The sequence below is a fragment of the Planktotalea sp. genome, assembly GCF_018607995.1.
Classification (GTDB): Bacteria; Pseudomonadota; Alphaproteobacteria; order Rhodobacterales; family Rhodobacteraceae; genus Planktotalea.
On the sequence record NZ_JABBAL010000020.1, the window covers coordinates 34,210 to 46,525 of the forward strand.

The window sequence follows — 12,316 nt, forward strand, 5'->3', positions numbered from 1 at the left end:
CAATGACCAAAAAAACAGACGGCACAAACCGCCGTGATTTTCTCAAACTGGCTGGCACCACTGCGCCGGCTGCTGCTGTGGCACTCGCCGTTGGCACAACGACGGCTGAAGCACAGCCAGTCGATTTCGCATCTGAGACGATGCAAGACACCGCGCACACGCGCGCTTATCTCGACAGCGTCCGGTTCTAAGACTTCGGACGCTTTTCTAACGAATACCTGACGACTGGTTGCGTGACGCCCGACTGTCAGGATTATGGGAGGAAGACACATGCTAAAGAAAAAGACCAACGGGGTTGCGCGACGCCCCCAGCGGACTGGCATACTATCTGATATCGCAGAGAAATCTGTTGATCGCCGCTCATTTTTGCGCGGTTCTGGTTTGGCCATTGGTGGCCTTGCTGCAATTTCCGCAACGGGCGGTACAGTCACCCAAGCATCGGCCCAAACAGCGGCCAATGGCGCTGTTAAAACCATCAAATCCGTTTGTACGCACTGCTCAGTCGGCTGCACAGTTGTGGCTGAGGTCAGCAATGGCGTTTGGACTGGGCAAGAGCCTGGCTGGGACAGCCCGTTCAATCTAGGTGCGCATTGCGCCAAAGGCGCTGCGGTGCGTGAACATGCCCACGGCGAGCGCCGGCTGAAGTACCCCATGAAAAAAGAGGGCGGTGAGTGGAAGCGCATCTCATGGGAGCAAGCGATCGACGAGATCGGCGATGGCATGATGAACATCCGCAAAGAAAGTGGACCGGATTCAGTCTATTGGCTCGGCTCAGCCAAGCATAACAACGAGCAGGCCTATCTGTTCCGCAAGTTTGCAGCCTATTGGGGCACAAACAACGTTGACCATCAGGCGCGTATTTGTCACTCAACTACTGTTGCAGGCGTAGCCAACACATGGGGCTATGGCGCCATGACCAACAGCTACAATGACATCCACAACTCCAAAGCGATCTTCATCATCGGTGGTAACCCTGCCGAAGCGCACCCTGTATCTTTGCTTCACTTGTTGAAAGCAAAAGAGCAGAACAACGCCCCTGTAATCGTTTGCGATCCGCGTTTCACACGCACGGCCGCACATGCTGATGAGTATGTACGCTTCCGTCCCGGTACAGACGTTGCTCTCGTTTGGGGCATCCTGTGGCACATCTTTGACAACGGTTGGGAGGACAAAGAGTTCATCCGCACCCGTGTTTGGGGCATGGACCAGATTCAGGAAGAAGTGGCTAAGTGGACACCTGAAGAAGTCGAGCGCGTCACTGGCGCACCCGGTTCTCAGCTCAAGCGCGTTGCGCGCACGATGGCAAACAACCGTCCGGGCACAGTGATTTGGTGCATGGGTGGTACGCAGCACACCAACGGCAACAACAATACGCGCGCTTATTGTGTGCTTCAGCTTGCTCTTGGCAACATGGGCACATCGGGTGGTGGTACAAATATTTTCCGTGGCCACGACAACGTGCAAGGTGCAACTGACCTCGGCGTTCTTAGCCACACGCTGCCAGGCTACTATGGCCTGTCTGCTGGTGCTTGGGCGCATTGGGGACGTGTTTGGAAAGAGGATGCAGATTGGTTAAAAGGCCAGTTCGCGATGACCAAAGACGCAGATGGCAAGGACAAATCGCTTCAAAACCTCACAGGTATTCCTGTGTCGCGCTGGATCGACGGTGTTCTTGAAGACCCAGACAACATGGACAACCCTGACAAGGTCCGCGCCATGGTTCTTTGGGGTCACGCACCCAACTCGCAGACCCGCCAGAAGGAAATGAAGACCGCGATGGAAAAGCTGGATATGCTTGTCGTTGTCGATCCGTATCCTACTGTTTCCGCAGTGCTACATGATCGCACCGACGGTGTTTATCTTCTGCCAGCCTGTACACAGTTTGAAACTCGTGGCTCTGTCACCGCTTCAAACCGTAGCTTCCAGTGGCGTGATAAGGTCGTTGATCCTTTGTTCGAATCTCTGCCGGATGAGGTCATCATGGCCAAATTTGTCAACAAGTTCGGCTGGGGGGATCGCTTCTTCCGCAATATCGAAATGGAAGATGCAGAAACGCCAAACGTTGAAAGTGTCACGCGCGAGTTCAACAGCGGCATGTGGACCATTGGCTACACAGGTCAAAGCCCTGAGCGCATCAAAATGCACATGGCGAACCAGCACACGTTTGATCGCACAACGCTTCAAGCGGTGGGGGGGCCAGCGGATGGCGATTACTACGGTTTACCATGGCCAAGCTGGGGCACTGCCGAGATGAACCATCCCGGTACGCCAAACCTTTATGACATGTCCAAACGTGTCTCCGAAGGTGGCCTAACGTTCCGCGCCCGTTTCGGCGTTGAACGTGATGGTGACAATCTTCTGGCCGAAGGCGTCTACAGCAAGGATTCAGATATCCAAGACGGTTATCCCGAGTTCACGATGCAGATGCTGATGGACCTTGGTTGGGACAGCGAATTGACGGACGACGAACGTGCCGCCATTGATGCTGTTGCAGGGCCAAAGACCAACTGGAAAACCGACCTATCCGGCGGCATCCAGCGAGTTGCGATTGCGCATGAATGTGCGCCATTTGGCAACGCTAAGGCGCGTGCGGTCGTATGGACTTTCCCTGATCCGGTTCCGGTTCACCGTGAGCCGCTCTACACCAACCGCCGTGATCTGGTTGAGGACTATCCAACATATGAGGACCGCAAGTTCTACCGCTTGCCAACCATGTATGCCTCGATCCAAAAGAACGACTTTAGCAAGGATTATCCAATGATCCTAACCTCTGGTCGTTTGGTCGAATACGAAGGGGGTGGTGACGAGAGCCGCTCTAACCCATGGCTGGCCGAACTTCAGCAAGACATGTTCGTTGAGATCAACACGCGCGACGCCAACAACCTTGGTGTGCGTGATGGCGAACAAGTTTGGGTCGAAGGTCCAGAGGGTGCCAAGGTCAAAGTGATGGCCATGGTGACAGAGCGGGTTGGCGAAGGCGTTGCCTTTATGCCGTTCCACTTTGGCGGTCATCTGGAAGGCGAAGACCTCAGGGGCAAATACCCTGATGGTGCAGACCCTTATGTGCTTGGTGAAAGTTCGAACACAGCGCAGACCTACGGCTATGATTCAGTCACTCAGATGCAAGAGACCAAAGCAACTCTTTGCAAAATTTCAGCAGCATAAGGAGGAAAACCAATGGCAAGAGCAAAGTTTCTCGTCGACGCCGAACGCTGCATTGAATGCAACGCTTGTGTCACTGCCTGTAAGAACGAGCACGAAGTGCCGTGGGGCATCAACCGCCGGAAAGTCGTTACGATCAATGACGGCTCCCCGGGTGAACGGTCGATCTCTGTGGCGTGTATGCACTGCTCCGATGCACCTTGTATGGCGGTCTGCCCAGTAGATTGCTTCTACCAGAACGAGGAAGGGGTGGTTCTCCACTCCAAAGACCTCTGCATCGGATGTGGATATTGCTTCTATGCGTGCCCTTTTGGCGCGCCGCAATTCCCACAGGCTGGCAACTTCGGTTCACGTGGTAAGATGGACAAATGTACATTCTGCGCAGGCGGTCCAGAGGAAAACCACTCAACAGCGGAGTTTGCCAAATATGGCCGCAACCGCATCGCAGAAGGCAAACTGCCAATCTGTGCTGAGATGTGCGCGACCAAAGCGCTTCTCGCAGGTGACGGTGACGTTGTTTCAGGCATCTACCGCGAACGCGTGGTTGCCCGTGGCTTCGGCTCTGGCGCTTGGGGCTGGGGTTCAGCCTATGGCCAACGCGACGGCTAAGTCGCCCTGACTGAAGCGACTAACAGATCAGGGCGACCCTTCAACTGGGTCGCCCTTTTCAGATAATCGGAAACTAGAGGAAGCCCCATGTTTCACACACTGCTAATTTTGCTACTTGCCCTCACATTCGCCTCGCCAAACTTGGCGCAGGCACAAGATGCCAGTGCGCCAGACCGCGCGGCGACTGGCGGTGCGCAAACATTGGCAGACATCCAAGCGCGTCAGCGCGGTGAGGACGTGGATAACAGTTTTCGATCCAGCGCGACGGGCAATCCTGATGCTGCCTCCGCTTTGATGAACCAACTCGGAACGCGCGGTGGTTCCTCTGATCCTGAGTTATGGCGTGCGCTGCGCTTTGGCTCTGCTGATATCACCGCCTCGAACAACGGCCCCGCGGCGACCACCCTCGTGCAAGACGGCGGTATGAAATGGCTCATGTTTCGCCAAGGTCCACTGGCGACTTACGGGGCTTACTTGCTTGGCGGCACGTTGCTGTTGCTCGCCCTATTTTACCTGATTCGTGGCCGAATTCGTATCGACGGCGAGGTGACAGGCCGCAAGATTGAACGTTTTAAAGCTGTTGAACGCTTTGGCCATTGGCTGCTTGCGGGGTCCTTCATTTTGCTTGGCTTTACAGGTCTTATTTCACTGTTTGGGCGTAAAGCTCTGATCCCTGCCTTTGGGCATGACGCCTTTTCCACCATCGCTGTTGGATCAAAATGGATTCACAACAACGTTTCTTGGGCATTCATGATTGCGCTCGTGATGATTTTCGTGATGTGGGTAATTCAAAATCTGCCGGATCGATCGGACATCAATTGGTTGTTGAAAGGTGGCGGTATTTTCTCGAAAGGACATCCACCTGCAAAAAAATTCAATGCAGGTCAGAAGCTGATCTTTTGGTCCGTGATCGTCCTTGGAACGTCGATTTCCATCTCTGGCCTCGCACTACTGTTCCCCTTCGAGATCAACATGTTCGCGGCAACCTTTAGCAAGCTGAACTCGCTTGGAATTTCAGGTGCTTTGGGCCTTGGTGAGTTACGCACGACACTCGCGCCGCATGAGGAAATGCAATACGCGCAGCTTTGGCACGCGATTGTTAGCTTTGTGCTAATGGCGATTATCTTCGCCCATATCTACATCGGAACTGTTGGGATGGAAGGTGCCGCAGATGCCATGACTTCGGGCGAAGTTGAAGAGCAATGGGCGCGCGAGCATCACTCAATCTGGGTCGAAGAAGTCGAAGCCGAGCAAAAGGAAGCCCCTAAGGCGGCAACCCCTGCTGAATAGATGTGGGGCGCGCTAGTCATAGCGTGCTTTGCTGCGACGCCTTTGGCTGCGCAAGATTTCTTCACGCTAAAAGGTCACGGCGGGCCGATCATGGACATCGCCGTATCACCAAGTGGACAAGTAGCAACGGCGAGTTTTGACAACTCGGTAGGTCTTTGGGAGGCGCGGCGTGCAAAGTGGCTTGAAGGACATCGCGCGGCGGTTAACACAGTGCAGTTCTTATCAAAAGATTGGTTAGCCTCAGCAGGGGATGACAATACTCTCTGGCTTTGGTCGCTGATATCTGGTGAAGGGACTAAGATCGCGACACATACAGCGAAGATCGTGGATATTGCGCGCGCGCCAGGCGGCAAGGTGATCGCCACAGCGTCTTGGGACGCGACGATTGGTCTAACCGAAATATCCGATCATGCCCCCCCCTCTAATGAGAAACGGCTCACCGGGCATAAGGCAGGCGTAAATGCTGTCGCTTTCTCGCATGACGCCGAAACGCTTTATTCTGCCTCTGTAGACGGCACCATCCGCGCGTGGCGTTACAAGGACGCTAGGCCGATCTCCACTGTTATTGTTAAACATGGTTTTGGCGTAAACGAATTGGTCATCAACGACGCAGAAGGATGGCTCGCATATGGCGCAACCGATGGCGGCACACGGATCATCGATCTCAAAACACGCACGCAAATCGCGGACTTCACACTAGAGCGCCGCCCAATCTTAGCAATGGCGTACGATCCAAACGCTGGTCATCTCGCAGCGGGCGATGGGCAAGGCTATATCATGGTAATCGACACGAACCGCATGCGCATCACCCATGATTTCCAAGCCTCTCGCACGGGGCCAATTTGGGCGCTGACTTTTTCACAAAACGGTCAAAGCCTTCTCGCGGGAGGTATTGAAGATATCGCTTATTCTTGGCCCCTTACGACAATGCACGAGCACGAACCGATGGCGGGCACACAACGTAGTTTTCTTGAAAAACCCGAGACGCTTGCAAATGGTGAGCGACAGTTCAAACGCAAATGCTCCATCTGTCACACGCTGACGCAAGGCAGTGCGCGCAAAGCTGGGCCAAGCTTGTACGGGCTGTTTGGGCGCCGCGCTGGCAAGATCACCGATTACACCTATTCCAACACACTTGACGGGGCTGAAATTGTCTGGTCAGCCGAGACAATAGATGCTTTGTTCGACCTTGGACCAGACCACTACATTCCGGGCACCAAGATGCCGATGCAACGGATCGTAAAACAAAAAGATCGCGACGATCTGATAGACTATTTACGCGCCCAAACGGCGCAGAAAGAGGACTGATATGAAAGCAATGCTTGTCTCCTTTGGTGCGATTGTTGTGATTGCGATCGGTTCGAACCTGATCCTCGGTGCGTCTGGTTTTTCCAGTCAAGAACGCGCGGCTGGTTCTGCGGTTCGCCTCGATAACTAACGCATCCGCCAAAGCAGGACAGATTTTACAATGAACGAGATCTGGGCTGGAATACTTGCCGCTTTTCATTTGATCGTGACGCTTGATGGCGATCTGGTGGAGATTACCCTGCGCTCACTCCAAGTCAGCCTAAGCGCACTTGTTATTGCCTCGGTTCTTGCATTGCCCTTTGGGACGTGGCTCGCCATTCGTAGATTTAGGTTTCGACGTGCAACGATTGCAACTCTGAATGCGTTGATGGGTCTACCTCCTGTTGTCGTTGGCTTGATTGTCTATCTTCTTTTGTCGCGCTCTGGTCCTTTTGGTGTGCTCGGATTGTTGTTCACGCCCACCGCGATGATCATCGCACAGGTCATCATCATCACGCCTTTGATCGCTTCGATCACCCAGCAAGCCATGCGCGAACTTTGGGCTGAATATCATGACTTGCTGATATCGCTGAACACCAGCAATCGCCAACGCGTGATGACGCTGATCTGGGACGGGCGGCGCGCGCTTTTGACAGGTGCTCTTGCTGGCTTTGGGCGCGCGATTGGCGAAGTAGGTGCTATCATGATTGTTGGCGGTAATATCGATAACACAACGCGTGTTTTGACGACGGCAATCGCGCTGGAAACAGGTAAAGGTGACTTTGCGCTGGCCCTTGGACTAGGCTTTGTTTTGATCGCTTTGGCGCTGTTGGTGAACTTCGCCATTCATGCCCTTTCACGTACGGAGAGGCATGGCACATGGTAAAACTGGCCCCAATTGCGTCATTGAACGACGTAAGCGTTAAACGCCGTGGCAAAACTATTCTGGGGCCTATCACGCATAGTTTGGAAAGCGGGGGCTTTACCATCGTACTTGGACCTAATGGCGCGGGCAAAACCACGCTGTTGAATGTTCTGCATGGGGTGGAACGGCTCTCAAGTGGCACGGTCACGTGGACGTCGCGTGATCACACAGCACATCAGGAGCAGGCATTCGTTTTTCAAAAACCAATCATGCTACGCCGTACTGTACGTCAGAACCTTGCCTATCCTCTTGAGCTTCTTGCTTGTAAAAAGCACGAAACAGAATTGAAAGTCGTCGAATGGGCGCATCGCCTGGGCCTAATGAGTGTACTGGATCATCCGGCACCACGCTTATCTGGTGGCGAAAAGCAAAAGCTCGCCCTTGCGCGCGCCTTAATCCGCAAGCCGAAAGTGCTGTTCTTGGATGAGCCTTGTGCCAATCTTGATGGACGCTCCACGCGCGAGATTGAAACCGTGCTACGAGAGGTAAGCGCAGCAGGTACGAGTGTGATCATGACCACCCATAACCTCGGCCAAGCGCGCCGCCTTGCGAGCGATATTGTATTTTTGTTGAATGGCCAGATACACGAGACGGACTTAGCGCAAGACATATTCAACGCGCCTAAAAGCCCAGAAGCAAAAGCCTTTTTCAAAGGAGACATAGTCGAATGATCCGCACCCTTGCTTTTTTTCTCTGTCTTATCAGCACCTCTGCCCACAGCGAGAGCATGAAACTTGCTGTCACAACCAGCTTTCACAATTCTGGGCTGTCTGACGTTCTTTTGCCAGCTTTATTGGAAGAAACTGGGCTTGAGGTGCAGTTGCTCGTTGTGGGCACAGGCCAAGCGTTGCGGCTTGGTCGTGCAGGTGATGTCGATGCAATTCTTGTCCATTCGCGCGCTGACGAAGATACATTCGTTGCTGAAGGTTTTGCCCCCTATCGACGTGAGATCATGTACAACGATTTTGTCTTTATTGGCCCAAGGTCCGATCCTGCGGGCATTACCAAAGCGGCAGGCATCCCGGAGGTCTTAAGTCATATCTTCACCTCGCAAGCCCTATTCGTCAGTCGCGGCGATGACAGTGGCACTCACAAGAAAGAACGTGAGCTTTGGCAATTAGCGGCGCTAGATACAGAGGCTTTTGGTGCGTGGTATAAGGCGGTAGGTTCAGGCATGGGAGCGAGCCTGAATATCGCATCTGCCCTGAATGCTTACATCCTAACAGATCGAGCGAGCTGGCTAAACTTCGGCAACAAGTCAGATTTGAAACTACTTTTTTCGGGTGATGCAGAGCTTTTCAATCAATATGCCTACCTACCGATTAACCCTGATCAACACCCCCATGTGAACGCAGACGCCTCTGATATATTGGAGAAATGGTTAACCAGCGCACGCGCCGCGAATTTGATTAACGCGTATAAGATAAATGGTGAAGCCTTGTTTGTGTTTAATGCTTCAAAGTAGTGCCAAAGCACATACGAGTTTTAAAGCAGTCAAAGCATCCCGCATTGCGTAGAGAACAGACTTTACTTAGGTCAGAAGGCTTTTAGAAAAATTCATGAAAGACGAGAAGTGCGACATGACGCATTCGCGCAAATCTTCGAAAATTTCTAGGGGGATAGCAAAGCTCGGAAAGCTACTTGCGCCGACTTATAAACAAAACTTCCCAAAGGATCACAATACGGGCCCTGAGCCAATTTGCTCAAGACGCAGATCCTAAGTCAGCGATTGCACCGAGCCTGAACTCTGGCGCGCATCTCGTGCGTGAGTGAAACGGGCGGACCTATCAGGTGCATGTGGCTGAAGGCGGGTTTGAACTTGATGGTAAAGTTTGGAAGTCTTTGTCTGCCATCACAAAGCACATCACGGGTGCGTCCTGGTCAGGTCTTCGCAATGAAGAAGCTACGCTGCGCAATCTACACCCGTAAATCTTCAAAAGACGGGCTGAAGCAAGAGTTCAATTCGCTGGATGCGCAGCGCGAGGTCTGCGCCGCTTACATCGCCAGCCAAAAGCATGAAGGCTGGGTGCTACTGCCTGAGGACTATGACGATGGTGCTTGTCAGGTGGATCCTTAGAGCGCCCTACCCTTCGGCGCTTGCTGCAAGACATCGCAGCTGGGCGTGTTGATCAGATTGTTGTGTCAAGATTGACCGAATTACGCATTCTTTGGCTGACTACTCAAAAATCGTGGATACGCTTGATGAAGCGGAAGTTTTGGCTCTCACTGCTTTGTTTCAATCTCTAAGGGTATCAACGATGAACACTGTACCATAGCACCTTCGGAATATTGTTGATATGGGGCCATGGCTGCCTGCGCAGCCCCAAATAGCACAGTGGATGGTATTAGCCGCGCCTCAGATCCCTATCCAAACAGCTCTTTAAACATCTGAATGCATTGTCGAAATCCAGCCTCAAAATCTCCGTCTCCGGAATGATAAACGCTCTCAAACGAAATCACCTCTTCATATTTATCCGCTCTCAAAGCCTCAGCCATAGGCTTGAACAGCGATCCCAGCTGTCCCTCTCCCATCTGCTTAATTGTCAAAAAAGCCCGCGGCGTGTCGACCAGCACGTCCTTGATGTGGATGTGTCCGAGATAACCATCCTTGACCTGATTATACCCATCTGGATACGCGAGTTCATGGCACCAACAATTATTCGCAGGGTCCCATAAAACTTTCAAAATGTCCTTTGCATCCAACTCGTCAATCAAGCGTCGCGCAGAATAATTCGAATTCACCATTGTCCCATTGCCAGTCTCAACAACTAACATCACCCCAGCATCCCGTGCGACATCAATCGCCGGTGCGATCAATGGCAACATCGCGTCCCAAGCCCCATGTGCCACGTTCCATCTTTCCGCCCCATGAGAGCCCCACAAAATCTGTTCCTTTTTCGGCGTCATGATCCGCACCAGCGGTGACCCTACAACATGTGCCATCTCAATTACCCGCCGAAGCGCGTCCATGTGCATGATGTGTAGCACATCTCCCGGAACATTCGCCGATGTCATCCCCGCGAAGATATGGCGTGACAGGCAAGACACTGGCTTGCCGCGATCTCGTAATAGCCGGTTGATTTCCCCTACCTCGGTCGCCGTATGATCACCAACCTCTGCGTCGCCAACAAACTGCAGTTCCGCATATTCCAGATCAAATTCATCCATGACATCAATTGCATGGCTCAGGTCACGACTAATGCCATCACAGATCACTCCAAGTTTCATGACTTGCCTTTGCGGTGTAGTTCTGCACCGACGATTTTCTCGATAACACGGGTACAGACCCAGTTGTCTCCATTGGGATATTTAGTTCGCCCGGCGTGAAATATCTGCATCGCCGAGGCAGCGGTATGAAGCGGCACGCCCAGCTCTTCGCCCAACCCCATCGAGATCGTAAGATCCTTGTGCATGGTGTTGATATGGCTACCCGTGCCTTCAAATTGGCGGTCGATGATCTTTTCCAGAGCATTGTTGACCACCCCGCATCCCGCAGATGAAGTTGAGAAAACATCTAGCAAAACCTGCCCTGAAACCCCGGCCTTGGCCGCGAGTGCGGCTGCTTCGAAGGTTGCTGAGAACTGAGCACCGATGAGAGATTGAAGGCAGGCCTTGACTGTTTGTCCATCGCCCGGACTAGTGCCGACACGGTGAATGTTGCTCGAAACAGCCTCCATCACAGGACAGAAAGCGTCTAATACCTCATTAGATGCTGCGGCCATCATTGTTAGGCTGCCATCCTGTGCACCTGGATAACCGCCCGAAACCGGCGTATCGATTAGGTGAATGCCTGAGCCCTGCATAGCCGCTCCGATTTCGCGTGCTTCGCGGGGCTTAATTGTTGCACTCAAGATCACCGCAGCGCCCATAGGCAAATGCGATACCAATCCGTCTTGGCCAAGGATGATTTCTTTCGCCTCGTCTCCTGTCATGACCATAACAAAAACGGCTGTTGTTGCCCTGCCAACCTCCGCAGGATTGGACGCAGCCAATCCACCCATGTCAACGAACGACTGCATGCGATCCGGCTGAAGGTCGACGCCGGTGACGAGATACCCATTCTTGATTAGGTTCTTGGCCAACCCGCTACCCATATCTCCGATTCCAATGACGCCTATGTTTTTCATCTGAAAAGTCCCTTTTTAAGCTGCAGCGCGCGACCTACATTTTTCGAAATAACCACTATGATTGGTGGCCGGTTTCGCGGGGATTTCACGCGTCACTGTACGACGTCGGGCGGGTCCCAGAGACACCCCGCTGCCCGGTTAGGTAATTAAGGCTAACATCGCGCTTTTGGGTTTGACAAGCGAGCGCACTGCTTTGTGCTAAGTGACGCAAGCTGGCAACGCACTCGGCCCAAACCGAACTTCCAGCATTTTTTGCCATGTCGCAGTACGGTCTGTCTAACTAGAGTTTCGTTGCAACCACAATATTCGATGATGGGCGTATTCAAACACGGTCGAAATTGCCGCTAACAAAATTTTGATTTCAGCCAAGCGATGCAACTGAATTTTCGACAACGATTTCACTTGCGAGCTCTTGCGAACGTCCCACTTCACCGCTTTCAACCATTCGTACAAGTTCTTCCGCAGCAAGACCGCCCATTTCAGAATGTGGCACACGCACGGTCGTCAATTTCGGCCTGACAACACGCGCCAGCTCGATCCCGTCAAAGCCAGTAATCGAAATATCGATAGGTACCTCAATTCCCATTTCTTGAGCACGTTGCATCGCGCCAACAGCAAGCACGTCGTTGCCACACATCACTAGACTTGGACGATCTGACAATTTCATAAGACGCTCAAAAGCATCGGCACCGTTGTCAATGCCATAGGGCGTTTCAATGATCGGCACTGAAGCCAGATCAATCCCCTCAACTTTGAGCCGCTCAGTAATGCCTTTCAATCTGTTTGTTGCTCGATCGTTGCCTTCGGTGATGCCAGAAATCACAGCGACTTTTCGATGGCCCATCGCAAGCACGCGATCACAGAGCTGGTACATCGACGCACGATTATCAAAACCAATCGCCGGCAAGGCGTTATT

Annotated in this window: 12 protein-coding genes and 2 pseudogenes; 11 read left to right on the plus strand and 3 right to left on the minus strand. The window is 52.8% G+C overall.

Translation table 11 applies throughout. The annotated features are described in order from the left end of the window. Nucleotides 1–2 precede the first annotated feature (2 nt). From QZ280_RS08460 to QZ280_RS08510, 11 genes and pseudogenes are all read left to right on the plus strand, one after another. Entirely contained in the window at nucleotides 3–191 is a 189-nt protein-coding gene (locus tag QZ280_RS08460; RefSeq protein ID WP_293442592.1) for a twin-arginine translocation signal domain-containing protein, read from the plus strand. Between the two features lie 79 nt (nucleotides 192–270). Continuing rightward, nucleotides 271–3,165 (plus strand): formate dehydrogenase subunit alpha, encoded by a 2,895-nt coding sequence (locus QZ280_RS08465; RefSeq protein WP_293442595.1) that lies wholly within the window; start codon nucleotides 271–273, stop codon nucleotides 3,163–3,165. A 12-nt stretch (nucleotides 3,166–3,177) separates the two neighbouring features. Next, nucleotides 3,178–3,771 carry a formate dehydrogenase FDH3 subunit beta gene (fdh3B, locus tag QZ280_RS08470; protein WP_040778004.1) on the plus strand — a complete coding sequence of 198 codons (594 nt, stop codon included), beginning with the start codon at nucleotides 3,178–3,180 and terminating at the stop codon, nucleotides 3,769–3,771. A gap of 87 nt (nucleotides 3,772–3,858) precedes the next feature. Next, complete coding sequence (locus tag QZ280_RS08475; RefSeq protein WP_293442601.1) at nucleotides 3,859–5,061, plus strand: formate dehydrogenase subunit gamma; 1,203 nt, start codon at nucleotides 3,859–3,861, stop codon at nucleotides 5,059–5,061. Further along, nucleotides 5,062–6,369, plus strand: a complete 1,308-nt coding sequence (locus QZ280_RS08480; RefSeq protein WP_293442604.1) for a c-type cytochrome — start codon at nucleotides 5,062–5,064, stop codon at nucleotides 6,367–6,369. It begins immediately after the preceding gene. Between the two features lies 1 nt (nucleotide 6,370). Further along, complete coding sequence (locus QZ280_RS08485; protein ID WP_293442607.1) at nucleotides 6,371–6,499, plus strand: hypothetical protein; 129 nt, start codon at nucleotides 6,371–6,373, stop codon at nucleotides 6,497–6,499. A 30-nt stretch (nucleotides 6,500–6,529) separates the two neighbouring features. Continuing rightward, complete coding sequence (locus QZ280_RS08490) at nucleotides 6,530–7,234, plus strand: ABC transporter permease (protein ID WP_293442610.1); 705 nt, start codon at nucleotides 6,530–6,532, stop codon at nucleotides 7,232–7,234. Beyond that, nucleotides 7,228–7,944, plus strand: coding sequence for an ATP-binding cassette domain-containing protein (locus tag QZ280_RS08495; RefSeq protein WP_293442612.1), 717 nt, complete (start codon nucleotides 7,228–7,230; stop codon nucleotides 7,942–7,944). The genes QZ280_RS08490 and QZ280_RS08495 overlap by 7 nt, the downstream gene beginning before the upstream one ends. Then, entirely contained in the window at nucleotides 7,941–8,738 is a 798-nt protein-coding gene (locus QZ280_RS08500) for a substrate-binding domain-containing protein (RefSeq protein WP_293442615.1), read from the plus strand. The genes QZ280_RS08495 and QZ280_RS08500 overlap by 4 nt, the downstream gene beginning before the upstream one ends. 320 nt (nucleotides 8,739–9,058) lie before the next feature. Then, a pseudogene (locus tag QZ280_RS08505) lies at nucleotides 9,059–9,202 on the plus strand (DUF2924 domain-containing protein); the annotation flags it as partial. Continuing rightward, nucleotides 9,168–9,483: pseudogene (locus tag QZ280_RS08510) on the plus strand (recombinase family protein); the annotation flags it as partial. The pseudogenes QZ280_RS08505 and QZ280_RS08510, both read left to right, overlap by 35 nt. Nucleotides 9,484–9,637: 154 nt before the next feature. On the opposite strand, the gene QZ280_RS08515 reads toward QZ280_RS08510, so the two are convergent. The 3 genes from QZ280_RS08515 to QZ280_RS08525 all read right to left on the minus strand — a co-directional run. After that, entirely contained in the window at nucleotides 9,638–10,501 is an 864-nt protein-coding gene (locus QZ280_RS08515) for a sugar phosphate isomerase/epimerase family protein (RefSeq protein WP_293442618.1), read from the minus strand. After that, a complete protein-coding gene (locus tag QZ280_RS08520) occupies nucleotides 10,498–11,400 on the minus strand; it encodes an NAD(P)-dependent oxidoreductase (RefSeq protein ID WP_293442621.1) in 903 nt (300 codons plus the stop codon). Before QZ280_RS08520 ends, QZ280_RS08515 begins: the two co-directional genes overlap by 4 nt. 361 nt (nucleotides 11,401–11,761) lie before the next feature. Beyond that, nucleotides 11,762–12,316 (minus strand): substrate-binding domain-containing protein (locus QZ280_RS08525; protein ID WP_293442623.1); only part of this gene is annotated, 555 nt, incomplete at its 5' end.